This window comes from Martelella sp. K41-7, assembly GCF_055808365.1.
Window position 1 is genome coordinate 2619227 of sequence record NZ_CM147867.1, and the last position, 26177, is coordinate 2645403.

The window sequence follows — 26177 nt, forward strand, 5'->3', positions numbered from 1 at the left end:
GACAATGGCTGATCTCAGAAACGATTTCGTCGGTATCAAGTCACCCAATCCGTTCTGGCTCGCCTCCGCGCCGCCGACGGACAAGGCCTATAATGTCGAGCGCGCCTTCCGTGAGGGCTGGGGCGGCGTGGTGTGGAAGACACTTGGCGAGGAAGGCCCGCCGGTCGTCAATGTCAACGGCCCGCGCTATGGCGCGATCTGGGGCGCCGACCGCAGGCTTCTCGGCCTCAACAATATCGAGCTGATCACCGACCGCGACCTTTATCTCAATCTCCGCGAGATCAAGGAAGTGAAGATGCGCTGGCCGGACCGTGCGATCGTGGTCTCGATCATGGTGCCCTGCGAGGAGGAGAGCTGGAAGGCGATCCTGCCGCTGGTGGAGGAAACCGGCGCTGACGGCATAGAGCTCAATTTCGGCTGTCCCCACGGCATGTCCGAGCGCGGCATGGGGGCCGCCGTCGGCCAGGTGCCGGAATATGTCGAGATGGTGGTGCGCTGGTGCAAGCAGTACACGCGCATGCCGGTGATCACCAAGCTGACACCGAATATCTCAGACATCCGCCAGTCGGCCCGCGCCGCCCACCGGGGCGGGACGGATGCCGTATCGCTGATCAACACCATCAATTCCATTGTCTCCGTCGACCTCGACACCTTCGCCCCGAACCCGACGGTGGGCGGTAAGGGCACCCATGGCGGCTATTGCGGCCCGGCCGTGAAGCCGATCGCGCTCAACATGGTGGCTGAGATCGCCCGCGATCCGGAAACCGCCGGCCTGCCGATCTCCGGTATCGGCGGCATCACCACCTGGCGCGATGCTGCCGAGTTCATGGTGCTGGGTGCGGGCAATGTACAGGTGTGCACCGCGGCGATGACCTATGGCTTCAAGATCGTGCAGGAAATGATCTCGGGCCTTTCGGCATGGATGGATTCCAAGGGATTCCGCACGCTCGACGAAATCTCGGGCCGCGCCGTGCCAAACGTTACCGACTGGCAATACCTGAACCTCAATCACATCACCAAGGCCCGCATTGATCAGGACCTCTGCATCAAATGCGGCCGCTGCCACATCGCTTGCGAGGACACCTCACACCAGGCGATTACGGCCATGGTCGATGGCGAACGGCATTTCATGGTCAAAGAAGAAGACTGCGTCGGCTGCAATCTCTGCGTCAATGTCTGCCCGGTGGAAAACTGCATAGACATGGTGACGCTAGCCCCGGGCGAAAAGGACGAGCGCACAGGCGAGATTGTCTCCGCCGACTACGCCAACTGGACCTTCCACCCCAACAACCCGATGTCGACCAAGATCGCCGAATAACAACCTCTACTTTCTCAAAACAAAAAAGCCACGGCGCCTACAACAGCGCCGTGGCTTTTCCACATTACGCCGACAGATTACATAATAGTTTTACTAAAATATAAATTGATCACATAACATAAACTCGCCACCATTCTCAATAAGACATAAAATATACATTTTTTAATTGATTTTTTAATTAAAATCCCCGCAGCATGATCGCAGAAATGCAATAGCATATGGGGAAATATAGAGAATGCTGAAGCAGGAAATATGGCCACTGAAAAGAAAACTCTGGCTCATTCCCAGCGATCTCCTTGCTCTGGCTGTTGTCCTTCTCGTTGTTGGGTCGATCTACGTCGCCGAACGGCAATCCGATAAAAACTACACGCAGAACCTTCGCCTGAAGACATCGGAACGCATGACGCTCTCCACCGCGCGGCTTGTGGCAGATCTGGAGGAAAATCTCAGATTGGTGGAGGGGCTGGGCCTGGCGATGTCGCTCGAACCCGAAATCGAAACAGACCGCTTTGAGCGACTCGCCAGCAAATTGCTCGACGGCCATAACGCGATCGAAAGCATCGCTCTCGCGCGCGACCTGAAAATCGCAATGGCCTTTCCGCTTGAAGAGAATCGCACGGTGATCGGGCTTGATTACCGCGACCGCCCGGACCAGCTCGCCGCCATACGCAAGGCCCTTCTCTGGCATGAACCGGTTGTCGATGGCCCGCTACCGCTGGTTCAGGGCGGACGGGGCCTTCTGGCCTACTACCCGCTTTACGACGGCGACGACAGCGCGTCCTGGGGGGTGCTATCAGCCGTTGTTGGCCTTGACGGCCTGCTTTCGGACCACTCCATTTCAACAGGCCGTCCAGACCTGGCCCTCGCTCTTGCCAAAAATTCCGCTGACGGTTCGTTTACAGATATGCTCTTCGGTTCGCCGGAGGTTTTTGCGGCCGATCCGGTCACACAGCCAATCGATCTTGCAAACACACAATGGACCCTGGCTGCAGTGCCGAAAAGCGGCTGGAAAGAACCTTTCCAGACGGCATGGCCACGGCAGCTTCTGATCGGAACCATCGGACTTATCATCATCGCCGCAGTTCTGGGCATCGCCCATCTGATGCGCGTCCGTCATCTTAATCTCACAACCGTGCGGCGCCTCTCCCGACGCATGCAGCTTGCCCTCGACGCATCAAAAATCGGCGTATGGGAGATGGATGTGGCAACCGGCAACGCCATCTGGGACGCGCGGATGTATGCACTTTACGACAAATCGCCGGATTGCGGGCAAGGTGCGCTGCAAATCTGGTCAGAACGGCTCCACCCTGATGATCAGCAGAAGGAGAAGACAAGTCTGGAGATCACGCTTGCAGAGGAAAAGGATTTTCAAAGCACATTCCGGATCGTTCTCGAAGACGGCACGATCCGATATCTGCAGGCCTTCGGCGCCTTCTACAAGGATCGCAGAGGCCGCACTCACGTTATCGGCGTGAACCGTGACACGACCGAAGACGTACAACTTCAAGAGGACCTCAAACGAGCCAATATTGAAGCCCAGCGAAAAAACAAGGCACTGGAGGATGCGCAGAAGGTCCTGCGCTACAACGCCCTTCATGATGCGTTGACGGGGCTTGCCAACCGTCGTTGCCTTGCCGAAACCTTCTCGGGCAACAGCGCCAATAGTGACATTCAACACACAGAACAGCCCCACGCCGTGCTCCATGTCGACCTCGACCGGTTCAAGGAAATCAATGATACGCTCGGCCATGCTGCCGGCGACGCGATGCTGCGTCACAGCGCCAACATGTTGAAAAGCATTGCCGGGCCTCGCGACTTCCTGGCGCGGATGGGTGGCGACGAGTTTACCCTTGTCACGCACTGGGATGGCGATATCGATCGGCTGAAACGCATGGCTGGGGAAATCATCTGTGCACTTGGAAAGCCGCTTCGCTATGGCGAACATCATATCCGCGTCAGCGCCAGCGTCGGCATAGCCTGGTTCGATGAGAACACAGCCGGCCTGCGCGACGTACTGGTCAATGCCGGCATTGCGCTCTATGAGGCCAAGCGCATGGGCCGCAACCAGCTTGTGATCTTCGACGCCAAACTGAGAAACATCGCGATCACCAACAAGAAAGTGGCGGACGAATTGCTGGCGGCCCTTGAGAACGACCAGTTCGAGGTGTTCTACCAGCCACAAATTTCCGCGCACACCATGGAGCTTTCAGGGGTCGAGGCGCTGGTGCGCTGGCACCACCCGACCCGCGGTCAACTGACACCGGGCCATTTCATAGGCACCGCCGAGACAACCGGCTCGATCGCCCGGATTGACGCACTGGTGCTGCAAAAGGCCAGCAAACAGTTCAAAACCTGGGCGCAAAACGGGGTCAGCATTCCCCATCTGTCGGTCAACATTTCAGCCCAGAGGCTGATTGACGCTGCCCTTCTGGACGATATTTCCGAAAGTCAGCTGGAGCCCGGGCAGCTTTGCATCGAGCTGCTGGAATCGATCTCTTTCGATGAACGCGACACCAGCCTCGAGACGGCTGTCCGGGCGATCAAAACCCTCGGCGTGGATGTGGAGATCGATGATTTCGGCACCGGCTATGCGTCAATTCTGAGCCTTCTTGCCTTGTCACCGAAGCGGCTCAAGATCGACCGACAACTGGTGTTTCCGATCACTACCGGCCAGCGCCAGCGGCGGCTGGTCGCCTCTATTGTCGAAATCGGCAAGGCGCTGGGTATCGAGGTGATCGCGGAAGGTGTCGAAACCGCCGATCATGTGCGCATTCTGCGCGACCTCGGCGTCAATGCGTTTCAGGGCTATTTCTTCGCGCCGCCGCTGAGCGCCGCCGCCCTGGCCGACTTTGCCCAAGAAAAAGCTGGCTTTCGAAAATACCGTGAGGCACGTCAGCATTCATCTCTGCTGGGGGTCCTGTCAGGGACAAGGCCCTTCAAAAACAGCGTCTCGAGATAGCGGGCGGCATCTTCGAAGCGACCTTCCCCCGAAAGCCCCTCGCCCAGCACGGCCTGCACCTGCGCATCGAAATCCGCGTAATGCTGTGTTGTGGCCCAGATCGAGAAGATCATGTGATATGGGTCGACCTTTCTGAGCTTGCCGGCCTCCTGCCATGCGCGAATCACTTTGGCCTTTTCGTCCACCAGATCCTTCAGCTCCCCCTTCAGGAAAGCCTCGGTATTCGGCGCGCCCTGAAGCACCTCATTTGCGAAAAGCCGGCTTTCGCGCGGAAAATCCCGCGCCATTTCAAGCTTGCGACGAATATAGGAGCGGATCTCGCTTGCCGGGTCCTTTTCGACATCGAAAACCCGCAGCGGATCGAGCCAGATATCCATTACACGGGCGACAAGGGCCGTAAACACGGCCTCTTTCGAGCGAAAATAATAGAGCACGTTGGGCTTGGACATGCCGGCCACATCGGCGATCTGATCGACGGTCGCCCCTCTGAACCCGTTCGAGGAAAACACGTCCAGAGCAGCCTCGAGGATAAGTTCTTCCTTGGCTTCCTGTATTCGTGTCCGCCTCTGCGTTCGTCCCGCCCGTGGTGTCATTTCCACTTCCATCGCCCCTCGTTCCGCACAGCCATTTTTGCACAATTTCAGAATCTCGCCTAAACTTTAGGCTATTTTTTTGGAAAATGATGGCTGATTTTGATTCTGATCACTTGAGCCTTGGCGCGGAAGTTGTAAAGTTTACCAACCGATCAAAATCGTGACCGATCCAAACAAGAAAGGCAATGCCTGTTTTCCGGTGCCTTATCCGGCTGGCGGCATAGCCTCGGGAACAAAACGGGGAACAATCAATGGGAGCCTTTGCAGGCGAGAATATGCGTATTAACGGCAACCGCCTTTGGGACGCGATCATGGAAATAGCCAGGATCGGCCCCGGGATCGCCGGCGGCAACAACCGCCAGACCCTGACCGACGAGGACGCGGAAGGCCGCGCCCTGTTTCAGAAGTGGTGCGATGACGCGGGACTGATCATGGGCGTCGACAAGATGGGTTCGATGTTCATGACCCGGCCCGGCACCGATCCCGATGCCCTGCCGGTCTATGTCGGCAGCCATCTCGACACCCAGCCGACCGGCGGCAAATATGACGGCGTGCTCGGTGTACTTTCCGCGCTTGAACTGGTGCGCACACTGAACGACCTCAACATCAAGACCAAACACCCGATCGTCGTGACCAACTGGTCGAATGAAGAGGGCGCGCGGTTTGCGCCCGCCATGCTGGCCTCCGGCGTTTTCGCCGGTATCCACACACTCGACTATGCCTATGGCCGTACCGATCCCGAGGGAAAATCCTATGGCGACGAGTTGAAGCGGATCGATTGGCTCGGCGAGGAAGAGGTCGGCGCCCGCAAGATGCACGCCTATTACGAATACCACATCGAACAGGGCCCGATCCTGGAAGCCGAAAACAGGGAAATCGGCGTCGTCACCCATTGTCAGGGTCTGTGGTGGCTGGAATTCACGCTGACAGGCAAGGAAGCCCATACCGGTTCCACCCCGATGGCGATGCGGGTCAATGCCGGTCTCGCCATGGCTCGCATTCTGGAAATGGTGCAGAAGGTCACGATGGACGCCCAGCCAAACGCTGTCGGCGGCGTCGGCCAGATGTTCTTCAAACCCAATTCCCGCAACGTGTTGCCGGGAACCGTCACCTTCACCGTCGACATCCGCACCGTTGATCAGGAAAAGCTCGATCATATGCGCGGGGCAATCGAAAAACAGGCTGCCGAAATCTGCGATGAACTGGGTGTCGGCTGTTCGGTCGAGCCTGTCGGCCATTTCGATCCGGTGACGTTCGACCCGGAACTGGTGAAAAATGTCCGCGAAGCTGCCGTTGAACTCGGCTATTCGCATATGGATATCGTTTCCGGCGCCGGCCATGATGCCTGCTGGGCCGCCAAGGTGGCACCCGCAACCATGGTAATGTGCCCCTGCGTCGACGGGTTGTCGCACAACGAGGCGGAAGACATCTCCAAGGAATGGGCAACCGCCGGTGCTGATGTGCTGTTGCGGGCTGTGTTGAAGACGGCGGAGATTGTCGCTTGACCAAAGGCTTGCTGCAGAAGAAATTCAAAGCAGCACGGCAACACGCTTCTCAGACGATTGCTATCGTTTATAGGCGAACACTCAAGGCTTAAAGGGCGTCGATGAAAAGCACTCAAAAAGGCGCCAAACCGGCTCTGCGTTCACGCGGCTTCATCGGCGCGCGGCCCGCCTCGTCGGTCAGCGCCGATATCACGCCCAAGAAGGCAACCAGCCCGGTGAAAAGCCGCGGGGCCACCACCCCGAATATCGGCTCCACACCTTCTGATATGTCCAGAAATACACATCCGCGGGGAAAATTCCGGCTGAAATAGACAACACGAAACGAGAAGCGGAAAACCGCCCGTTTGAAACGTAAGGGAACAGCATAATGAGTAAAGTTATCAAGGGCGGCACCATTGTCACCGCCGACCTGACCTACACATCCGATGTGAAGATCGAAGACGGCAGGATCATCGAGATCGGTCCCGATCTTTCCGGCGACGAGACCCTCGACGCAACAGGCTGTTTCGTCATGCCCGGCGGCATCGATCCGCACGTGCATCTGCAGATGCCGTTCATGGGCACCTATTCCTCCGACGATTTTGCCAGCGGCACGCGCGCCGCCGTTGCCGGCGGCACCACCATGGTTGTCGATTTCTGCCTGCCCGATCCGGGCCAGTCGCTGCTCGATGCGATCAAACGCTGGGACAACAAGTCGACCAGTGCAGCCTGCGACTATTCCTTCCACATGGCGATCACCTGGTGGGACAAACAGGTGTTCGAGGAGATGGAAACCGTCGTCAAGGAAAAGGGCATCAACACCTTCAAGCACTTCATGGCCTACAAGGGTGCGCTGATGGTGAACGACGACGAAATGTTCGCCTCGTTCCAACGCTGCGCAGAGCTTGGCGCCATGCCGCTGGTCCATGCCGAAAACGGCGATGTCGTCGCCAGCATGCAGGCAAAGCTGATGGCAGAAGGCAACAACGGTCCGGAAGGCCACGCCTATTCGCGCCCGCCGGAAGTCGAAGGCGAGGCCACCAACCGCGCCATCATGATTGCCGATATGGCCGGTGTGCCGCTCTATGTCGTCCATACCTCTTGCGAGCAGAGCCACGAGGCGATCCGCCGCGCCAAGCAAAAGGGCATGCGGGTTTATGGCGAACCGCTGGTGCAGCATCTCATGCTTGATGAGAGCGAATATTTCGACAAGGACTGGGATCATTCGGCGCGCCGGGTGATGTCGCCGCCCTTCCGCAACAAGCAGCATCAGGATTCGCTGTGGGCGGGTCTGCAATCCGGCACGCTGTCCTGTGTGGCCACCGACCATTGCGCCTTTACCACCGAGCAGAAGCGTTTCGGCGTCAATGACTTCACCAAGATCCCCAACGGCACGGGCGGGCTCGAGGACCGGCTGCCGCTTTTGTGGACCTATGGCGTTTCGACCGGCCGACTGACGATGAACGAATTCGTCGCCGTCACCTCCACAAACATTGCCAAGATCCTCAACATGTATCCGAGGAAGGGTGCCGTTCTGGTCGGCGCGGATGCAGACCTTGTCGTCTGGGACCCGGCGCTGGAAAAGACGATCACCGCCGACACCCAGGTTTCCGCCATCGACTACAACGTGTTTGAGGGCAAGCATGTTAAGGGCCTGCCGCGCTTCACCCTTTCGCGCGGCAAGGTCGTCGTCGAGGAGACGACGCTGAAGACCGAGGAAGGACACGGCAAATACGTCAAGCGCGAGCCTTACCCTGCCGTCAACAAGGCGCTTTCCACCTGGAAGGACCTCGTTGCCCCGCGCAAAATAGAGCGCGCCGGCATTCCGCCGTCGGGGGTCTGAGGCATGGACTGGTCAAGCGTGGCGACGTTTGCCGCGACCGAGTTTCTGCTGTGCCTATCGCCGGGCCCAGCCGTGCTTCTTGTCGTGGGCCTCTCGATGCGGCAGGGCTTTTGGCGCTCGCAGGCGGCCGCGGCCGGCATTCTGGCCACCAACGCGCTCTATTTCGCGCTGTCGGCGGCCGGCGTCGCCTCGCTGATCCTGATGAGCGCGACGCTTTTCAACGTGGTGAAGATCGTCGGCGCGGTCTATCTCGTCTGGCTCGGCATCAAGATGATCGCGCCGCTCTTCTCCCGCCGCAAAGCTGACAGCAGTTCCGCGCTGGTAAGCGCCGCCAGCCTGCGGAGGGCAGAACCGGAAGCCCCGTTCAGGCTGTTTTTCCGGGGCTTCAGCGTGCAGGCGGCCAATCCTAAGAACCTCGCCTTCTTCGTTGCCATCCTGCCGCAATTCGTCAACCCGGCTGGCGATGTGGCGCTGCAGATGGTCGTCTTCGGCGGTCTTTCCGTGGCGCTCGAACTGCCGATCCTGATCATCTACGCCCTTGCCTTTTCCAGCCTTGCCCGGGTTGTGACGGAGCGCCTTGTCGCCTGGCTTGAAGGGTCGGCAGGCGGCATCCTGATCATGCTCGGCGCAGCGCTTGCGTTGCAGAAAAGGACATGAGCCGATGAATGACGACAACACCATCCGCATCGCCGCAGCACTGATCATCAACACCAGGGGCGAAATGCTCACCGTGCGCAAGCGCGGCACAACGGCCTTCATGCAGCCCGGCGGCAAGATCGATCCCGGTGAAACGCCAATCGAGGCGCTCATGCGTGAACTCGATGAAGAACTTGCATTGAAGCTTTCACCAGAAACCTTCCGGCCTGAAGGCGTCTATCGCGAACAGGCGGCCAATGAGCCCGGCATGATCGTCGAGGCCGAAGCGTTTTCGGCCTTTGCCGAGCCCGATGTCGCGCCACAGGCCGAAATCGCGGAATGCCGCTGGCTGCCGCTATTCGGTGACGTCAGCGTTAAGCGCGCCGCCTTGAGTGAAAACCACCTGTTTCCGATCGCCAGAAAGCGATTTTCAGAACTGGAGAGCGCAGAATGAACAATAAGGCGCCCCTTTCCGTCGTTTCGGCCAAGGATCTCTGTCTCACCTTCGAGACCAATGACGGCCCGGTCCACGCGCTCAAAGATGTTGATCTGGAGGTCAAGAAGGGCGATTTCGTCTCCTTCATCGGCCCGTCCGGCTGCGGCAAGACCACGTTTTTGCGCGTGATTGCCGACCTTGAGCAAAAAACCGCCGGAGAAATCACCGTCAACGGCACCACACCGGAAAATGCCCGGCTCGACCGTGCCTATGGCTATGTGTTTCAGGCTGCCGGCCTTTATCCGTGGCGCACGATTGAAAAGAACATCGCCCTGCCGCTCGAGATCATGGGTTATACCAAGGCCGACCAGAACCGGCGCGTCGACCGCGTACTGGAACTGGTGGACCTGGCGGGCTTTGGGAAGAAATTCCCGTGGCAGCTTTCCGGCGGCATGCAGCAGCGCGCCTCGATTGCCCGCGCACTGGCCTTCGATGCCGATCTTCTGCTGATGGACGAACCCTTCGGCGCACTCGACGAGATTGTCCGCGATCACCTGAACGAACAACTTCTCAAGCTCTGGGCGGCGACCAACAAGACCATCTGTTTCGTCACTCATTCCATCCCCGAAGCGGTTTATCTGTCCACAAAGATCGTGGTGATGAGCCCACGCCCCGGCCGGGTTACAGACGTGATCGATCTCGACGCTACCAAAGGAACGCCCGCTCGACATTCGCGAAAGCCCCGAGTTTCTAAAGATCGCCCATCGCGTGCGCGAGGGGCTGAGGGCGGGGCATAGTTATGATTGAGTGCCAACTCCGCCGTGCAAAAGTCGATGATATGACGGCCTGTGCCGCAATCCTCAACGACTGGATCGATGAAACGCCGTGGATGCCGCGTATTCATGATCATGCTGATGTCGAACGCCATTACCGCGAACATGTCTTCGAAAACTGTACCGTCACCATTGCAGCGGAAGAGGGTGAGGCAGTCGGTTTTTCAACCGTGTCGCACGGCTCTTTCATCTCCGCCCTTTATCTGACCGCGCAGGCACGCGGGCGAGGCATCGGGACAATGCTGGTCAACGATTGCAAAGCACAGAAGCCAACAGGGCTTTCGCTGTGGACCTTCGTTGCCAACCGACCAGCCCGCGATTTCTATGGCCGCGCCGGTTTTTCCGAGATCAAACGCACAGACGGCGACAACGAGGAAAGCCTTCCCGACATTCTTCTGGGCTGGCAACCGGAGGCCGTCACATGAGTGAACCGCGCCGCCTCTCCCGTGACACAAATATCGCTGCCCGAAGGCCTGATCTGCCGCTGGCCGGTGCAGCGCGCCAAAACGGAGGCCACCGCCATGCTGCGTGAGCGTGTCCTTCCCGTCGCCACCGTCGTCTTTGCCATTCTCGCGATCTGGTGCGTGTTCGTGGTGGTCATGAACAAGCAGTTCGTCGAGGATCAGGCGCGCCGCGCCGGGCAGGAGATCACCTTCAGCGAGATCGTGGCGCAGTCCTATACGCTCGACCGGCCGGTCCTGCCCTCCCCGCATCAGGTGGCGTCAGAGCTGTGGAGCACGACCGTCGACAAGAAAATCACCTCCAAGCGCAGCCTCGTCTATCATTCATGGATCACGCTTTCATCCACCCTTCTAGGCTTTGCCATCGGTTCGGCCTTCGGCATCGTGCTTGCCATCGCCATCGTCCATAACCGCACGATGGAACGCTCGATGATGCCGTGGATCATCGCCAGCCAGACCATTCCGATCATCGCCATTGCGCCGATGCTGATCGTGGTGCTGAACGCCATCGGCATTACCGGGCTTTTGCCGAAGGCGCTGATTTCCACCTATCTGTCATTCTTTCCGGTTGCCGTCGGCATGGTCTCCGGACTGCGGTCGCCGGACACTCTGCAGCTTGACCTGATGCGCACCTATAATGCCAATGACCGGCAGGTGCTGTGGAAGCTGCGTCTGCCATCGGCCATGCCCTACCTCTTTACCTCGTTGAAAATCGCGATTGCGATCTCGCTGGTCGGTGCCATCATTGCCGAACTGCCGACGGGGGCTGTCGCCGGCCTGGGTGCGCGGCTGTTGTCCGGCTCGTATTACGGACAGACGGTACAGATCTGGTCGGCGCTGTTCATGGCCGCGATCCTTGCCTCCATCCTGGTGGCGATTGTCGGGCTTGCACAAACGGCGGTCCTCAAGCGCATGGGGGTCAAGCCATGAATGACGGTTTCGTATGGTTTGCGATTGCCTTCTGGCTCGGCGGCTGGGCCTTCAACGAATGGCTGGTGCGCCAGAAATTTTCAAACCCGCTGCTCAATCGCCTCGCCTGGCTTGCCGTGCCGCTGATCTTCGGCGCAGCGCTGATCATCATCTGGGAAGGCGTGGTCATTGCCTTCGATATTCCACCGATCCTGCTGCCAGCGCCCAGCGATGTCTGGGTGCGGCTGATCAACTCGCTGCCGATCCTATGGGCCGATTTCCAGCAGACATTTTTGAAGGCCGTTTTGATTGGTTATGCCATTGGCTGCGGCTCAGGCTTCATCGTTGCTATTTTGATTGACCGCTCGCCATTTCTCAAAAACGGGCTTTTGCCGTTTGGGAACTTCGTTTCGGCGCTTCCGATTGTGGGCATCGCTCCGATTATGGTGATGTGGTTCGGCTTTGACTGGCCATCCAAGGCCGCGGTTGTTGTCGTGGCGACCTTCTTTCCCATGCTGGTCAACACCATTCAGGGGCTATCAGCCTCCAACAGCATGGAGCGCGACCTGATGCGCACCTATGCAGCAAGCTGGAGCCAGACCCTGATAAAGCTTCGGCTTCCGGCCGCATGGCCATTCATTTTCAATGCGTTGAAGATCAATTCCACGCTGGCGCTGATCGGTGCCATTGTGGCAGAGTTTTTCGGCACACCCACCGTCGGCATGGGTTTCCGGATTTCCACGGAAGTGGGCCGGGCCAATATCGACATGGTCTGGGCCGAAATCGCGGTGGCGGCGGTTGCCGGCTCCGCCTTTTATGGCGTGGTGGCGCTCATCCAGCGCGTCGTCACGTTCTGGCATCCCTCCGTCCGGTCCGGGCGGTCGTGATGAACCAACCGAAAACAAGGGGAACGAACATATGAAATCGACACTTCTCGCGGCATTGACCGCAGGCGGTCTGGCGCTTGGCGCAGGCCAGGCCTTTTCTGCAGATGAAATCACGCTGCAGCTCAAATGGGTCACCCAGGCCCAGTTCGCGGGCTACTATGTGGCGCTCGAAAAGGGCTTTTACGAAGAGGAAGGCCTCGACGTCACCATCAAGCCGGGCGGTCCGGATATCGCCCCTGCTCAGGTTCTCGCCGGTGGCGGCGCTGATGTGATCGTCGACTGGATGCCGTCTGCGCTCGCGACCCGCGAAAAAGGCGTGCCGCTCGTCAACATCGCCCAGCCCTACAAATCCTCCGGCATGATGCTGACATGTCTTAAGGAAAACGAGGTCATGAGCCCCGAGGACTTCCCGGGAAAGACGCTCGGCGTCTGGTTCTACGGCAATGAATATCCGTTCCTGTCGTGGATGGCCCATCTCGGCATTCCCACCGATGGCGGCGACGACGGCGTAACCGTGCTGAAGCAGGGCTTCAATGTCGATCCGCTGCTGCAGAAGCAGGCGGCCTGTATCTCGACCATGACCTACAATGAATACTGGCAGGTGATCGATGCCGGCATTTCCGAGGACCAGCTCAACACCTTCAAATATGAAGATGAAGGCGTGGCCACGCTGGAAGACGGGCTTTACGTGCTTGAGGACGATCTTGCCGATCCGGAGTTCAAGGAAGACATGGTCAAGTTCGTCCGGGCTTCTATGAAGGGCTGGAAATGGGCCGAGAAAAATCCGGATGAAGCCGCCGAAATCGTGCTCGAATATGACGACACCGGCGCCCAGACCGAAAAGCACCAGAAGCGGATGATGGGCGAAGTGGCCAAGCTAACCGCCGGCTCCAACGGCGCGCTTGATCCGGCCGATTATCAGCGCACAGTCGAGGTTCTGCTCGGCGGCGGTTCCGACCCGGTCATCACCAAGCAGCCGGAAGGTGCCTATACGCTGGAAATTACCGACGCGGCATTGTCCAACTGATTTTCAGGCATTCGCTTGACAACAGATACGCGCGGCTCCCGAAAGAGCCGCGCGTATTGCATTTTTGCACCAGTTTTCATATTAATCGAACCAACTGGTTCAATTTGTACTTTTTTGCCGATATTTGACTTGAAATGGAACAGCGTTGTGACGAACTGCCTCACAACAAAAACTGGCGGACGCCTGATCGCGTAGAATTACCAGCAACAGACCTGCACGCGACCGGCCGATCACCGCACGCTCAATATGGGCGAGACCATCTCCAGAATGCCGTGGCCACCTTCCGGCCGATAGAGGAAAACTGCCATGCCGAGAACATTCCATATCGCCGCCTTGTCCTCCATGTTTCTGGTGTTCGCCCTGTCACCCGTTCTCGGCGCCGAAGCCAGCGCGCCCGTAGACACAGGTTCCAGTCTGCCCTCCATCATTGTAACCGATGTGAAAGTGGTGCCGCTTACCGAAATTGTACGGGCCACCGGTACGATTGAGCCGGTCGAGGAGGTGTTCGTGCAGCCGCTCGTCGAAGGACTTTCTATCGAAACGATTCACGCGGAAATCGGCGACCGTGTCAGCCAAGGCGATGTGCTGGCGACGCTCCGCACAGATTCGCTGCTTCTGCAAAGGAGCAGCCTCCAGGCCAGCAAGGCCAGGGCCAAAGCCAGTCTTGCCCAGTCCAGTGCCCAACTGACGGCCAGCGAAGCCGCACAGACAGACGCCCGCCGGCAGTATGAGCGCACCAAGAGGCTCGCCGACAGCGGATCTGTCTCCACCTCCGCGCTGGAACAGGCAGAGACCGCAGCGCTTAGAGCTGACGCCACAGCCGCGGCCGCGCGCGGGGCGATAAGCGTTGCCGAGGCTGACATCAACGTGACGCAGTCGGAGATCAATGACATCGACCTCCGGCTTGAACGGACCAACATCAAAGCTCCCGTTTCCGGCATTATCTCCGGCAAGAATGCGCGTATCGGCGCCATTGCCACCGGTGCCTCGAACCCAATGTTCACCATGATCCGTGACGGCGCGATCGAGCTTGTCGCTGAAGTGCCCGAAGAAAACATGATGAAGATCAAAGTGGGCCAGAGCGCAAGGATCTCGCTCGTAGGTGATGCACCGCCGCTCACAGGAACCGTGCGCCTGGTTTCGCCCGTGGTCGACAATGTGACCCGGCTCGGCGATGTCTTTATTTCCATCGACGTTCCTGGCCGCGCGCGGCCCGGCATGTATGCGAGCGCAGAGGTCATCGTCAAAGAAGCCGAGAACCTGGCGCTGCCGATGACGGCCGTGAACATCAGCCGGCACGGCTCCACCGTGCGCCGGGTCAAGGACGGTACGGTCGAGAACGTCACGGTCGAGACCGGCATTCAGGACGGAAATTCGATTGAAATCACTCGGGGTCTTACCGAAGGCGACCAGGTGGTGGCCAAGGCCGGCGCCTATGTCCGCGCCGGCGACCGGATCAACCCCGTACCAGCCGCCGAAGCGCCGGCCAACTGAGGTTTGACCAATGAATTTCTCAGCCTGGGCCATCCGTAATCCGGTCGCACCGCTGCTGCTTTTAGGCCTGCTCATGTTCATGGGCCTGCAGGCGTTCCGCGACATGCCGATCACCCGTTTCCCCAATATCGACGTGCCCGTCGTCGCCGTTACCGTGACACAGAGCGGGGCGGCGCCCGCGGAACTGGAAATGCAGGTGACCAAGAAGATCGAGGACGCGATTGCCAGCGTCTCCGGCGTCGATGAACTGAACTCCACGGTGACCGATGGCGTCTCGACCACCTCGGTGCTGTTCCGCATGGAAGTCAAGCCTGACGAAGCGTTGCGTGACGTCAAGGACGCCATCGACAACATCCGCTCGGATCTGCCCGCCAATGCCGATGAGCCTGTGGTGCGCAAGATTGACGTCGAAGGACAGGCGATCCAGACCTTTGCGGTATCCTCGCCGAATATGTCGCTTGAAGAACTGTCATGGTTCGTGGATGACACCGTTGAGCGCGCGCTTCAGGGCCTCCGTGGCGTCGGACGCGTCGACCGCTATGGCGGCGCCGACCGTGAAATTCAGGTCTCGCTCGATGAAAACAAGCTGGCGAGCTACGGCATCACAGCCTCTGCCGTCAATGCGCAATTGCGTCAGACCAATGCCGATACCGGCTCCGGCCGCGGCCAGGTCGCAGGCGCCGAACAGGCGATCCGCACATTGGGTGACGCCCGCAGCGTTTCAGATCTCGCTGACACCATGATCGCGCTCGGCAATGGTCGCTTTGCCCGACTTTCCGATCTCGGCACGGTAACCGACACGTATGAAGAACCCCGAACCTTCGCCCGTCATGACGGCAACCCGGTCGTCTCCTTCGGTGTGTTCCGCTCCAAGGGCGCCAGCGAAGTGACGGTGGCCGATGCTGTCGCCGAAGCACTCGACGAGGTCCGCGCCGCAAACCCGAATGTCTCCATCAGTCTGATCGACGACGCGGTCTACTTCACCAAGGGCAATTATACCGCCGCCCTCGATACGCTCTATGAGGGTGCAATCCTCGCCATCATCGTGGTGTTCCTGTTCCTGCACAACTGGCGGGCAACGCTGATTGCCGGGGTCGCACTTCCGCTATCGGTGATCCCGACCTTCTGGATCATGGACATGCTCGGCTTTTCGCTGAACCTTGTCAGCCTGATCTCGCTGACGCTGGCGACCGGCATTCTGGTTGACGACGCGATTGTGGAGGTGGAGAACATCGAGCGGCATATCGGCATGGGCAAGACGCCCTACCGCGCCGCCCTCGACGCTGCCGACGAGATCGGCCTTGCGGTGATTGCCACCAGCTTCACCATCATCGCCGTGTTCGCGCCGGTCTCCTTCATGCCCGGCATTCCGGGCCAGTATTTCATCCAGTTCGGCCTGACGGTGGCTTTTGCCGTGTTCTTCTCGCTTGTGGTCGCCCGTCTGATCACACCGGTGATGGCCGCCTATATCCTGAAGCCGGCAAAGCACGAAGCGAAGGAAGACAACGAAAAGAACGACGGACGGGCAATGCGCGCCTATACCGCCGCAGTACGCTGGACCACCTACTGGTCTCTGCCACTGTTTCCGAGAGTTTGGTTGACTTACCTTCCTCCGGCGAAACTGACGCACCGTTTTACAGGGTCCCGCGATTTTGTAAGGCTCCCAGCCCGCTTCATCTCTCTTCTTGCAGCGGTTGCCACTTTGATGGTCTCATTGCATTTCATGGCGAAAATCCCCGGCAGCTTCATGCCGCCGGAAGACGCCTCGCGCATCGTACTGTCGGTGGAGCTTCCGCCGAACGCGCAACTTTCCGACACCGAAGCAATGACACGTGTGGTGACAAGCCGGATCGAGAATTTCGAAGGTGTGGAAAGCGTAACGGTGCTTGGCGGTTCAGGCCCACTCGGCGATCTCGAATACCGCCGCGCTACGGTGACAATCACGCTGGGGAACCTCGCGCATTCGCTGTCCGAGGCAATTGTCAACGACATGATCGGCGGCATTCCGCTGATCGGGCAATATCTCCCCAAGCTTGAGCCCCAGGGCCGGACCATTCCGCAATGGCAGATCGAACAGGAGGTTCTGGCTGCTCTTTCCGATATCCCCGATCTCCGTGTGACCAAGCTGAACGATCGCGGCCAGCGCGACATTCAGTTCAACTTCCTCTCCGATAATGAGGAAGATCTCCAGCAGGCCATCGCCATTCTGGAATCGAAACTGCGGGCCGATCCGATGCTGGACAAGGTCTCCTCCGAAGGGGCGCTCCCCCGGCCCGAACTGCAGATCCACCCGAAAAAGGAAATCGCCGCGCGCCTTGGCGTAACACCGGCGGCGATTGCGGAAACCGTGCGGGTCTCGACCGTTGGCGACATCGACGCCAACCTGCCGAAGATATCGCTCGACAACCGGCTGATCCCGATCCGGGTGCGCACCGATCTCGAACTGCGCCGCGACCTTTCGGCGATCCGCAACCTTAAGATCCAGACAGCATCCGGCGAAATGGTGCCGCTCTCGGTGGTCGCCGATGTCAACTACACCGAAGGCGTTGCCACCGTCGATCGCTATGATCGCCATCGCGTGGTCACCATCGGCGCCAACCTGCCACCGGGCGTGGCGCTTGATCCGGCAACAGCGCGCTTCCGCGAGATCGTCGAAAATACCGAGATCCCGTCGACGGTCAGCCTTGTCGAAAGCGGCGATGCCAAGATCCTCGCCGAAATGCAGCAAAGCTTCATCAACGCCATGCTGCTGGGCCTGTTCCTGGTGCTGGCGGTGCTGATCCTGCTGTTCAAGGATGTTATCCAGCCGTTTACCATTCTGTTCTCGCTGCCGCTGGCGCTTGGCGGGGTGGCAATCGCGCTGATCATGACGGATGAACCTTTGTCGATGCCGGTGATGATCGGGCTGTTGATGCTGATGGGCATTGTTACCAAGAATGCCATCCTGCTGGTCGACTTCGCCAAGGAGGCGATCTGGCACGGGCTGGAGCGGCGCACGGCCCTGGTGGAGGCCGGACGCAAGCGCGCGCGGCCGATCATCATGACCTCGATTGCGATGTCGGCAGGCATGCTACCGGCGGCACTCGGCGTTGGCGAGGGCTCCGCCTTCCGCGCGCCGATGGCAACGGCGGTGATCGGCGGCATCATCGTCTCGACTGTGCTGAGCCTGCTTGTGGTGCCCGCGTTTTTCATGATCATGGATGATATCGCCAGGCTGCTTCGCTGGACGTTCAGCCGCTTCATCGGCAAGCGTGACCCCGACGACAGGGTTTACACCACGGAAGAGACAGGGCGTCTCAGCGACGCCAACCGCGCCAAAATTGCCAAACTCGAAGAGCGGCTCGACGAGATCGAGAACAACCGCGACGGATATGGCAGGCATGGCATGGCCTGATCGCGGCGGATTGGTAAGCGGAAACATTCCGCTAGCAGAAAACGCGGTTTTGTTTAAATCGTTTCGCCTCAGGGCCGGTTCAAAACCGGCCCTTTTGCTATTTGCTACACTGCATCTTGAGCCGCGCCGCAAACGTCAAAAAAACGTTACCGAGTTGATTGAAATCAACCCCCCGGACGCCCTCTGCTTCTAGGTTTCAATCAGGCAAAAAGACCGGCCCCTTCCCTCCCAATCTGGAAAGTCGGACTTTGCCGCACAAAGGCGACACCGGCTTTTGCCGGGTTGTTTGTGAGATGCAGTTTTTGATGCGCGGGACATAAATTTCCACAACAGCGGAAAGCGTTCACGCGCCGGCAACCGGCGACATTGCGGCGTGCACCGGTCGAGTTGCAGTTTTGGACAGCCAAAACCCGGTCGCCGCGGGGCCGGAACAGGAGACGGACAGTGAACAGGACCCTCTTGCTGAACGAGCGCAAAAAGACACTTTTTGTCGAAACCAAGCTGACTGCAAACATGGATATGGCAACCATGAACAAGCTGATGGAATGCGCGACTTTCGCCAATTGCTATCCCCGCGACGTGGTATTCCGCCAAGGAGATCCCGCGACCCATTTTTACAGCGTGCTTTCCGGCTATGTACGCCTGTTCCGGCAGAACAGTGAAGGCCGCGAAGCCGACATCCGCGTCTGCGGACCGGGCGACAGCTTTGCCGATGACCTGATCTTCGGCGGCGGCACCTATGAATATCATGCCCAGGCCGCCGATAAGGCGATGCTGGCGCGCTATGATATCAACCGGGTGCGCAATGCAACCTCTGCTGATGACGGCATGCTGGCACGCGCCATTGCCGGTTCTCTTGCGGGCCAGCTTCAAGAAACCATGGACTGCATTGCCAATGACCGGCTCAACACTGCCGTTCAGCGTGTAGCCCTTTATCTCTTGGAACAGGCTGAAGGTCAGGGGTCCCCGGCATCCTTCCGCCTCTCATTCCAGAAGAGCCTTCTTGCCGGAAAGCTGGGCCTTGCGCCCGAAGCACTTTCCCGCGCATTCGCGACGCTGAAACAACTCGGTGTTCACGTACACGGTCGCATCATCGAAATTGAGGATATGGACGCGCTGCGGGCTCTCTGATCTGCGCACCGGTCATGCGGCCGACCTGAAAACCGGCGGGGTTTCCCTGCCGGTTTTTCGTTGTCAAAACCCGGTCAGAGACCACCGCTTTCCTTCAGGAAGGACACGATCGCCTCAACACCTTCGCCACGCTTCAGGTCGGTGAACACCGTCGAGGCACCCGAACGCATGCGCTCGGCATCTGCCGCCATGATATCAAGATTGACCTCGACATAGGGCGCGAGGTCCTTCTTGTTGATGATCAGGATATCCGAACGGGTGATCCCCGGCCCGCCCTTGCGCGGAATCTCCTCGCCCTGGGCCACCGAGATCACATAGATGGTGATATCGGCAAGATCCGGTGAAAAGGTCGCCGCCAGATTGTCCCCACCCGATTCGATGAAAATGATGTCGAGATCCGGGATCCGGGCGTTGAGCTTGGCGATGGCCTGAAGGTTGATGGTCGCGTCCTCGCGGATGGCGGTATGCGGGCAGCCGCCCGTTTCCACACCGATGATCCGGTCGGAGGTCAGCGCCTGCATGCGCACCAGCGCCTCGGCGTCCTCCCGCGTATAGATGTCATTGGTGACGACGGCGATGGAGTAATCGCGGCCCATGGCCTTGCAGAGCTTTTCCGTCAACGCCGTCTTGCCGGAGCCCACCGGGCCACCGATGCCCACACGCAAGGGACCGTTCTCAGACTTCATGTCGAACCTCGTCAGTTTTTTCAAATTCAGCTGCGGAACAAACGCGAGCGCTGAGTTTCGTGCCGGAGCGTGCAGACATCGGCCGTGAAAGTACAGCCGCCAAGATCATCAAGCCCGGATTGCGCGGCACGGGAAGCGGCCGCGAGGATCGCGTCTTCCAGACCGGACAGCACCTCAACGCCGGCGACCTGACCGCAGATCGACAGCCGGATGGCTGCAGAGACCGATTGCGCGATCTGTGCATGGAGATAGCCCTGACAGGCCGCTTCCAGACTGATCGCATGGGCCGAAGCCACAGCGCCGAAAGCAACCGGCAATGCAATATTGCCCGGCAATTCCCCAAGCACCGGCGCCGGCCAGTGCAGCGGCAGCAGCGACGAAGGCCGATCCGAGCGCCAGCGTTTCGGCATGGCGTTCGCGCGAGCCGGCAAGGGCTGCAGCAAGTGCCGCCATTTCTGCGATGCGATCGGCATCGGCGCCGCAGCGGTGGCTCTCGCACAATAGCAGCGCATCGTTCCACAAAAAGCCCTGAGCAAGACCCGATGAAAGCCAGGCCCTTAGCCCAGCTGCATCCTTCAGCAAGCCGTCTTCGACGGCCCGTTCCAGCCCGCCGGAATAGGCAAAGCCACCGAGCGGGAACGCCGGAGAGAGCCAGGACATAAGGCGAAGCAGCGACCGACCGGAAACCACAGCCGTATCAACCGTGGTTGTGGTGATGGCCGTGATCTCCGTGATCGTGATCATGACCGCTATGATAAGCGCCGCGCACCGGCTGGAACGGTTCAACAATCTCGCTGACTGTCGCGCCAAGGCCGAGAAGCATCTGACGGATGACATGGTCACGCAGGATCAGGATCCGGTCCGTCTCAATCTGAGCCGGCAGGTGCCGGTTGCCGAGATGCCAGGCAAGTTCGATGATATGGAGGCCGTCACGCGGGCGGATTTCGTAAAGCTCTTCGGGTGCTGCAACAATCTCGATTTGCGACCCGTCTTCCAGCACCAGCCGGTCGCCGCTCGCAAACAGCACGGCATCCTTGAGGTCCAGCATGACCGAGCCACCATCGGCAAGCTTCAGCGCCTTGCGCCGCAAATGGCGCGCCTCATGTGTCAGTTCGACATGCCCGAAAGGCGGTGTGGTGTCCTTGCCAGAGAGAATATAATTGGTAACGCGTTGCATTCTTTCCCCTTCAACCACGCCTGAAACAATCCAGGGTAATCAGCATTCATACCAAGATTGCACCGCTTGGCAAGCGCGTGCAATGCAGCAATCATTCACGCATGACCGGCATGGTGGGGATGGTTGGGATCGTCGATCTTATCGGACTCGACGTCAGCAGAGAGTTCCTGCCTGGCCTTGCCCGTCGGCTGGCGGGTAAAGCCGGTCATCGGGCCGGTCTGCTGGAAATCGCGCTTGATCTCGACATCCGAGGTCAGATAGGCGGTGATCAACTCTGCAATCGAGCGCAGCGCGTGCATGTGGATCCGCTCATAGCCGTGCGAGGCGTCGACGCCGAAGGCAACCAGCGCCGTGCGCACATCCGCGCCCGCCTCCACCGCGCTGGCAGAATCCGAGCGGTAATAGCGGAACACATCCTTCTGGTAGCGGATATCGTTGAACTTGCAGATATCCACCAGCTTCTTGGTCAGATGCCAGTCGAAGGGGCCGGTCTGGTCGGCCATTGCCATGGTGACACCGAACTCGGACGAGATTCTGTCCCGGCGCAGATGTGCCATTGTCGATCGAGACCAGAGAGGCAACTTCCGGCGCGACGATCGACGACGCACCGACGCCAACCTCCTCGGCGATGGTGAATAGCCAGTGGCTGGCCACCGGTGTCTCGACGTTTTCATCCTGCATAGCCTTCAGCGCAGCCAGCATCAACGCCACCCCGGCCTTGTTGTCGAGATGGCGGGACACGATGAAGCCGTTGTCGAGAAATTCAGGCTGCGGGTCAATGGCAACGATGTCGCCGATTTCGATGCCCAAACGGTCGAGGTCCTCTTCGTCGCGCGTGAGCGCATCAACACGCAGTTCGACATATTGCCAACCAATGGGCATCTCGTCGATCTCGTCATTGAAAGTGTGGCCGGAAGCCTTCAGCGGCAGGATGGTGCCGCGATAAGCGCCCTTCTCGGTGAACAGAGTGACCCTTGCCCCTTCGGCAAAACGCGCCGACCATGTGCCGATCGGCACAAGCTCAAGGCGGCCATTATGCTTCAGAAATTTCACCTGTGCGCCGAGCGTATCGACATGGGAGACGACGGCGCGCGCACCGCGGCTGTCCATCCCACGCCGCACGGCTCTGATAGCGCCGCGCCGGGTCAATTCAACGGAAAGGCCGAGTTTTTCCAACTCGCCCGTAACGAACCGGACGATCGGATCTGTGTAGCCTGTCGGCGAGGGAATCGCGAGCAGCGATTTCAGCATGTCGGACAGGTACTCGGCATCAATCGTCAGTCGTTGCATCACTCACTCGTTTTTCTGCGCCTCGCGGGCTGAAACTCTTGCCCCTGCCGGCATGGACAGCGGGAACAGCAGATCGACGAACCGTTCGGCCGTCGGCTGCGGCTCGTGGTTGGCAAGCCCCGGACGCTCGTTGGCCTCGATAAAAGCGTATTCCGGGTTTTGGGGCGACTTGATCATCAAATCAATCCCCACGACCGGAATATTGATCGCGCGAGCTGCGGAAATCGCGGCATCCACAAGCTTTGGATGGACGATATCAGTGACATCATGGATGGTGCCGCCGGTATGCAGATTGGCAGTGCGCCGGACCCTGATTTCCTTGCCGTCTTCCAGTACGTCAGCAAAAGTGTAGCCGGCGCTGCGCACGGTCCGTTCGGTTTCGGCATCGAGCGGTATGGACGATTCCCCGCCGGTTGCCGCGCTCCGGCGTTCACTCTGGCTGGAAATCAGCTGTTCGATGCTCGACCGCCCGTCACCGATGATATGCGCGGGGCGGCGTACAGCGGCAGCGATCAGGCGGTAGTTGATGACAATCAGTCGCAGGTCCTCGCCTTCGACCATTTCCTCGATCAGCACCGTGTCGCAATAGGCCTTGGCGGCCTCCACGGCATCACGCACTTCCTCAGGCGTGGTGACCCCGACGGAAATCCCCCGGCCCTGCTCGCCGCGCGCCGGTTTTACCACAAGCTTGCCGGCGTCCTTGAGGAAACCGGCGATCGCATCATCACCGGCATCGGAGGTCATTTGGCGCGGCACTCTGACACCAGCGTCCTCGACGAACCGGCGGGTTACCGACTTGTCGTCGCAGATCGACATCGCGACCGACGTTGTCAGCTCCGAAAGGCTTTCACGACATTGGATCGAGCGGCCACCATAGGAGAGGCGGAAGAAACCGCCCTTCGCATCTGTTATCTCCGCTGAAATACCCCTCCTGCGCGCTTCACCGACAATCAGCCGCGCGTAAGGGTTCAGCGCTTCGTAGTCTTCCTGCTCGGGACCGGTGAACAGGCTTTCATTGATCTGGTTCTTGCGCTTCACGGTAAAAAACGGCACCCGTTTGAAACCAAGCTTCTCGTACAGTCGGATCGCCGGCACATTGTCATGCAGGACAGACAAATCGAGATGCGAGGCGCCACGGGCGAGGAAATGCTCGGCAAGGCGGCGCACCAGCGCCTCACCGATGCCACGCTGGCGGGCCTGCGGATCGCTTGCCAGACACCAGAGCGATGCCCCCTTTTCCGGATCGTTGAAAACTCGACCGTGATCGATACCGGTCACAGTGCCGAGAATATTGCCGGTATGCTCGTCCTCGGCGACGAAGTAGACAATCGAGCGGGCATCGCGCTGGCGCCAGAAGAAATCGGGACGGACCACCACCATGCCGCGCGCGGCATAGATGCGATTGATGGACTGGGCATCGATCTCCGACGTCAGACGCCGGATGAAAAAGCCCTGCGGCGGTTTCGATGGTGCGGCACGATAGGTCGAAAGATCAAGCCGGTAGGTATGCGAGGGATCGAGAAACACCTCCTGCGGGGCGTTGGCGAGCACCACATGCGGATCGCGCACATAGATGGCGATGTCGCGGTGATCGGGCACCTCGGCACGCAGCGTCTCGATCAACAGTTTGGCATCGGAAAAGGTCTGACCGAATACGATACGGCCCCAGCCACAATCGATCGAAACGTCCGGCTTCATGACGCCGCTGTCATCGCCATTGTTGATCGGCGGTTTCATGCCCTGGGTCCGCATCTTCTTCAGCCGATGGGAATAGGCATCGCGGCCGCGGTGCTCCGGGTGATCCTTCGGACCCTTTTCCGAGTTCATCGGCTTTTCCTCAAATCTCGTGAGACTGCAACCACATTTCCAGAAGCGCGACCTGCCAGAGTTCCGAGCCGCGCAGCGGCGTGATGTGGCCGATCGGATCGATGAACAGATCGTCGAGATAGGACTTATTGAACAGACCGCGCTCGCTGGAGACCTGGCTCGTCAGTGTATCACGAACCATGTCGAGATATTCGCCCGAGATGTATTTCAGCTGCGGGACCGGGAAATAGCCCTTCTTGCGGTCGATCACCTCATGCGGCACGACAAGACGCGCGGCATCCTTCAGCACACCCTTGCCGCCGTCATTGAGCTTGAACTCCGGCGGGATGGTGGCTGCAAGCTCGGCAAGCTCGTGGTCGAGGAACGGCACGCGCGCCTCAAGCCCCCAGGCCATGGTCATGTTGTCGACCCGCTTGACCGGGTCATCGACCAGCATCACCTGGCTGTCGAGACGCAGCGCCCGGTCGACCGGACCTTCCGCGCCCGGCGCCATCAGATGGCTCTCGACGAAGGCGCGGCTGACATCTTCTTCCGCCAGCCATTCCGGCGAAAGATGACGCGAGAGTTTGGCATGGTCGCGGTCGAAGAAGCCCTTGGCATAATCGCCGACGACATCGTTGGACTTTTCAAGCGGTGGATACCAGTGATAGCCGGCAAAAATCTCGTCCGCGCCCTGGCCCGACTGCACCACCTTGATGTGCTTGGAGACCTCGCGAGACAGGAGGAAGAAGCCGATATTGTCGTAGGAAACCATCGGTTCCGACATTGCATTGATAGTATCGGGCAGCGCGCCCATCAGATCCGACGAGGGCACGAAGATCTTGTGGTGATCCGTGCCGAAACGCTCGGCGATCAGATCGGAATAGCTGAATTCATCGCCCTTTTCGCCATTCGCTTCCTCAAATCCGATAGAGAAGGTCATCAGGTCCTTCTGGCCTTCCTCGGCAAGAAGTCCGGTGATGATCGAAGAGTCGACGCCGCCGGACAAAAGCACGCCGACGGGCACGTCTGCGACCATGCGGCGCCTGACCGCCGTGCGCAGGGCGTCAAGCACCCGGTCGCGCCATTCTTCGCGCGAAAGGCCCGATGTGGCGGGGTCGCGCTGATGCGGCGGCGCCCAGTAGCGAATATCCTCGAACGAGCCGTCCGGCTCATAGCAGCGGGTGGTCGCCGGCGGCAGCTTGCGCACGCCCTTGAGAATGGTATGCGGCGGCGGCACCACGGCGTGGAACGACATATAATGGTGCAGCGCCACCGGATCGACAGACTTGTCGATGCCCCCGCCGCGCAGAAGTGCCGGAAGCGTGGAAGCAAACCGGATATTCTTGCCGCTCACCGAATAATAAAGCGGCTTGATGCCGAACCGGTCACGCGCGAGCATGGCCTTGCCGCTGTCGCGCTCGATAATGGCGAAAGCGAACATGCCATGGAAGCGCTTCACGCAATCCCGACCCCAGGCATGATAAGCCTTGAGGATCACTTCGGTATCGCCGGTGGAGAAGAACCGGTAGCCCTTTTCCTCAAGCGTCTTTCGCAATTCCGGATAGTTGTAGATGCAGCCGTTGAACACGATCGTCAGACCGAGTTCGGGGTCGGTCATCGGCTGTGCGGCCTTTTCGGAGAGATCAATGATCTTCAGGCGGCGATGGCCAAAGGCATAATTGCCACGGCCGAGAATGCCGCTGCCATCCGGCCCGCGCGGCGCCAATGCCTCGGTGATGCGCGCGACGGCTTCAGCGTCCGCAAGCGTTCCGTCAAATCTGATTTCTCCGGCAATACCACACATGTTCTG

At 59.4% G+C, this 26177-nt stretch carries 19 protein-coding genes and 3 pseudogenes; 15 read left to right on the forward strand and 7 right to left on the reverse strand.

Features of this window, described 5'->3' with window-relative positions; translation table 11 throughout:
- The first annotated feature begins 4 nt into the window (after nucleotides 1-4).
- Together preA and AC0L7L_RS12425 are read left to right on the forward strand one after the other, a co-directional pair.
- Nucleotides 5-1318, forward strand: coding sequence for an NAD-dependent dihydropyrimidine dehydrogenase subunit PreA (preA, locus tag AC0L7L_RS12420; protein WP_473509296.1), 1314 nt, complete (start codon nucleotides 5-7; stop codon nucleotides 1316-1318).
- A 235-nt stretch (nucleotides 1319-1553) separates the two neighbouring features.
- Complete coding sequence (locus tag AC0L7L_RS12425; protein WP_473509298.1) at nucleotides 1554-4277, forward strand: bifunctional diguanylate cyclase/phosphodiesterase; 2724 nt, start codon at nucleotides 1554-1556, stop codon at nucleotides 4275-4277.
- Here AC0L7L_RS12425 and AC0L7L_RS12430 read toward each other — a convergent pair.
- Nucleotides 4211-4870, reverse strand: coding sequence for a TetR family transcriptional regulator C-terminal domain-containing protein (locus AC0L7L_RS12430; protein ID WP_473509300.1), 660 nt, complete (start codon nucleotides 4868-4870; stop codon nucleotides 4211-4213). The genes AC0L7L_RS12425 and AC0L7L_RS12430 overlap by 67 nt on opposite strands.
- Before the next feature lie 251 nt (nucleotides 4871-5121).
- On the opposite strand from AC0L7L_RS12430, the gene AC0L7L_RS12435 reads away from it, so the two are divergent.
- The 13 genes and pseudogenes from AC0L7L_RS12435 to AC0L7L_RS12495 all read left to right on the forward strand — a co-directional run bounded on the left by AC0L7L_RS12435 (nucleotide 5122) and on the right by AC0L7L_RS12495 (nucleotide 19405).
- Nucleotides 5122-6375, forward strand: coding sequence for a Zn-dependent hydrolase (locus AC0L7L_RS12435; RefSeq protein WP_272212263.1), 1254 nt, complete (start codon nucleotides 5122-5124; stop codon nucleotides 6373-6375).
- Between the two features lie 367 nt (nucleotides 6376-6742).
- On the forward strand, nucleotides 6743-8197 hold the full coding sequence (hydA, locus tag AC0L7L_RS12440) for a dihydropyrimidinase (RefSeq protein ID WP_272212264.1): 1455 nt from the start codon (nucleotides 6743-6745) through the stop codon (nucleotides 8195-8197).
- A 3-nt stretch (nucleotides 8198-8200) separates the two neighbouring features.
- Complete coding sequence (locus AC0L7L_RS12445; protein ID WP_473509303.1) at nucleotides 8201-8854, forward strand: LysE family translocator; 654 nt, start codon at nucleotides 8201-8203, stop codon at nucleotides 8852-8854.
- Between the two features lie 4 nt (nucleotides 8855-8858).
- Complete coding sequence (locus tag AC0L7L_RS12450) at nucleotides 8859-9287, forward strand: NUDIX hydrolase (RefSeq protein ID WP_473509305.1); 429 nt, start codon at nucleotides 8859-8861, stop codon at nucleotides 9285-9287.
- Nucleotides 9284-10076, forward strand: a pseudogene (locus AC0L7L_RS12455) (ABC transporter ATP-binding protein). The gene AC0L7L_RS12450 and the pseudogene AC0L7L_RS12455 overlap by 4 nt, the downstream one beginning before the upstream one ends.
- A 31-nt stretch (nucleotides 10077-10107) precedes the next feature.
- Complete coding sequence (locus AC0L7L_RS12460) at nucleotides 10108-10527, forward strand: GNAT family N-acetyltransferase (protein ID WP_473509307.1); 420 nt, start codon at nucleotides 10108-10110, stop codon at nucleotides 10525-10527.
- 96 nt (nucleotides 10528-10623) lie between these two features.
- On the forward strand, nucleotides 10624-11493 hold the full coding sequence (locus tag AC0L7L_RS12465) for an ABC transporter permease (RefSeq protein ID WP_473513915.1): 870 nt from the start codon (nucleotides 10624-10626) through the stop codon (nucleotides 11491-11493).
- Nucleotides 11490-12359 carry an ABC transporter permease gene (locus AC0L7L_RS12470; protein ID WP_272212268.1) on the forward strand — a complete coding sequence of 290 codons (870 nt, stop codon included), beginning with the start codon at nucleotides 11490-11492 and terminating at the stop codon, nucleotides 12357-12359. The genes AC0L7L_RS12465 and AC0L7L_RS12470 overlap by 4 nt, the downstream gene beginning before the upstream one ends.
- A 31-nt stretch (nucleotides 12360-12390) precedes the next feature.
- Nucleotides 12391-13386, forward strand: a complete 996-nt coding sequence (locus AC0L7L_RS12475) for an ABC transporter substrate-binding protein (RefSeq protein WP_473509310.1) — start codon at nucleotides 12391-12393, stop codon at nucleotides 13384-13386.
- A 306-nt stretch (nucleotides 13387-13692) separates the two neighbouring features.
- Complete coding sequence (locus tag AC0L7L_RS12480) at nucleotides 13693-14880, forward strand: efflux RND transporter periplasmic adaptor subunit (protein WP_473509312.1); 1188 nt, start codon at nucleotides 13693-13695, stop codon at nucleotides 14878-14880.
- 10 nt (nucleotides 14881-14890) lie between these two features.
- The gene (locus AC0L7L_RS12485) at nucleotides 14891-18274 is read left to right on the forward strand and encodes an efflux RND transporter permease subunit (RefSeq protein WP_473509314.1); all 3384 of its coding nucleotides are present in this window, start codon (nucleotides 14891-14893) and stop codon (nucleotides 18272-18274) included.
- The gene (locus AC0L7L_RS12490; RefSeq protein ID WP_473509316.1) at nucleotides 18261-18467 is read left to right on the forward strand and encodes a hypothetical protein; all 207 of its coding nucleotides are present in this window, start codon (nucleotides 18261-18263) and stop codon (nucleotides 18465-18467) included. Before AC0L7L_RS12485 ends, AC0L7L_RS12490 begins: the two co-directional genes overlap by 14 nt.
- A 251-nt stretch (nucleotides 18468-18718) precedes the next feature.
- Nucleotides 18719-19405: a Crp/Fnr family transcriptional regulator gene (locus AC0L7L_RS12495; RefSeq protein ID WP_272212272.1), complete on the forward strand. Its 687-nt coding sequence runs from the start codon at nucleotides 18719-18721 to the stop codon at nucleotides 19403-19405.
- A gap of 74 nt (nucleotides 19406-19479) precedes the next feature.
- Here the strand turns inward: AC0L7L_RS12495 and ureG are convergent, their stop codons facing one another.
- The 6 genes and pseudogenes from ureG to AC0L7L_RS12525 all read right to left on the reverse strand — a co-directional run bounded on the left by ureG (nucleotide 19480) and on the right by AC0L7L_RS12525 (nucleotide 26171).
- Nucleotides 19480-20091, reverse strand: a complete 612-nt coding sequence (ureG, locus tag AC0L7L_RS12500; protein ID WP_272212273.1) for an urease accessory protein UreG — start codon at nucleotides 20089-20091, stop codon at nucleotides 19480-19482.
- Between the two features lie 26 nt (nucleotides 20092-20117).
- A pseudogene (locus AC0L7L_RS12505) lies at nucleotides 20118-20751 on the reverse strand (urease accessory protein UreF).
- A gap of 37 nt (nucleotides 20752-20788) precedes the next feature.
- Complete coding sequence (ureE, locus tag AC0L7L_RS12510; protein WP_272212275.1) at nucleotides 20789-21268, reverse strand: urease accessory protein UreE; 480 nt, start codon at nucleotides 21266-21268, stop codon at nucleotides 20789-20791.
- A 329-nt stretch (nucleotides 21269-21597) separates the two neighbouring features.
- A pseudogene (locus tag AC0L7L_RS12515) lies at nucleotides 21598-22558 on the reverse strand (osmoprotectant NAGGN system M42 family peptidase); the annotation flags it as partial.
- Nucleotides 22559-22561: 3 nt separating this feature from the next.
- A complete protein-coding gene (ngg, locus tag AC0L7L_RS12520) occupies nucleotides 22562-24385 on the reverse strand; it encodes an N-acetylglutaminylglutamine synthetase (protein ID WP_473509321.1) in 1824 nt (607 codons plus the stop codon).
- Nucleotides 24386-24395: 10 nt separating this feature from the next.
- The gene (locus AC0L7L_RS12525) at nucleotides 24396-26171 is read right to left on the reverse strand and encodes an N-acetylglutaminylglutamine amidotransferase (protein ID WP_473513917.1); all 1776 of its coding nucleotides are present in this window, start codon (nucleotides 26169-26171) and stop codon (nucleotides 24396-24398) included.
- Nucleotides 26172-26177: the final 6 nt, after the last annotated feature.

What these genes read in the sequence shown, in the direction of transcription:
- preA (WP_473509296.1), top strand. Translation starts at nt 5, where the DNA reads ATGGCTGATCTCAGAAACGATTTCGTCGGTATCAAGTCACCCAATCCG.
- AC0L7L_RS12425 (WP_473509298.1), top strand. Translation starts at nt 1,554, where the DNA reads ATGCTGAAGCAGGAAATATGGCCACTGAAAAGAAAACTCTGGCTCATT.
- AC0L7L_RS12430 (WP_473509300.1), bottom strand. Translation starts at nt 4,870, where the DNA reads ATGACACCACGGGCGGGACGAACGCAGAGGCGGACACGAATACAGGAA.
- AC0L7L_RS12435 (WP_272212263.1), top strand. Translation starts at nt 5,122, where the DNA reads ATGGGAGCCTTTGCAGGCGAGAATATGCGTATTAACGGCAACCGCCTT.
- hydA (WP_272212264.1), top strand. Translation starts at nt 6,743, where the DNA reads ATGAGTAAAGTTATCAAGGGCGGCACCATTGTCACCGCCGACCTGACC.
- AC0L7L_RS12445 (WP_473509303.1), top strand. Translation starts at nt 8,201, where the DNA reads ATGGACTGGTCAAGCGTGGCGACGTTTGCCGCGACCGAGTTTCTGCTG.
- AC0L7L_RS12450 (WP_473509305.1), top strand. Translation starts at nt 8,859, where the DNA reads ATGAATGACGACAACACCATCCGCATCGCCGCAGCACTGATCATCAAC.
- AC0L7L_RS12460 (WP_473509307.1), top strand. Translation starts at nt 10,108, where the DNA reads ATGACGGCCTGTGCCGCAATCCTCAACGACTGGATCGATGAAACGCCG.
- AC0L7L_RS12465 (WP_473513915.1), top strand. Translation starts at nt 10,624, where the DNA reads ATGCTGCGTGAGCGTGTCCTTCCCGTCGCCACCGTCGTCTTTGCCATT.
- AC0L7L_RS12470 (WP_272212268.1), top strand. Translation starts at nt 11,490, where the DNA reads ATGAATGACGGTTTCGTATGGTTTGCGATTGCCTTCTGGCTCGGCGGC.
- AC0L7L_RS12475 (WP_473509310.1), top strand. Translation starts at nt 12,391, where the DNA reads ATGAAATCGACACTTCTCGCGGCATTGACCGCAGGCGGTCTGGCGCTT.
- AC0L7L_RS12480 (WP_473509312.1), top strand. Translation starts at nt 13,693, where the DNA reads ATGCCGAGAACATTCCATATCGCCGCCTTGTCCTCCATGTTTCTGGTG.
- AC0L7L_RS12485 (WP_473509314.1), top strand. Translation starts at nt 14,891, where the DNA reads ATGAATTTCTCAGCCTGGGCCATCCGTAATCCGGTCGCACCGCTGCTG.
- AC0L7L_RS12490 (WP_473509316.1), top strand. Translation starts at nt 18,261, where the DNA reads ATGGCATGGCCTGATCGCGGCGGATTGGTAAGCGGAAACATTCCGCTA.
- ureG (WP_272212273.1), bottom strand. Translation starts at nt 20,091, where the DNA reads ATGAAGTCTGAGAACGGTCCCTTGCGTGTGGGCATCGGTGGCCCGGTG.
- ureE (WP_272212275.1), bottom strand. Translation starts at nt 21,268, where the DNA reads ATGCAACGCGTTACCAATTATATTCTCTCTGGCAAGGACACCACACCG.
- ngg (WP_473509321.1), bottom strand. Translation starts at nt 24,385, where the DNA reads ATGAACTCGGAAAAGGGTCCGAAGGATCACCCGGAGCACCGCGGCCGC.
- AC0L7L_RS12525 (WP_473513917.1), bottom strand. Translation starts at nt 26,171, where the DNA reads ATGTGTGGTATTGCCGGAGAAATCAGATTTGACGGAACGCTTGCGGAC.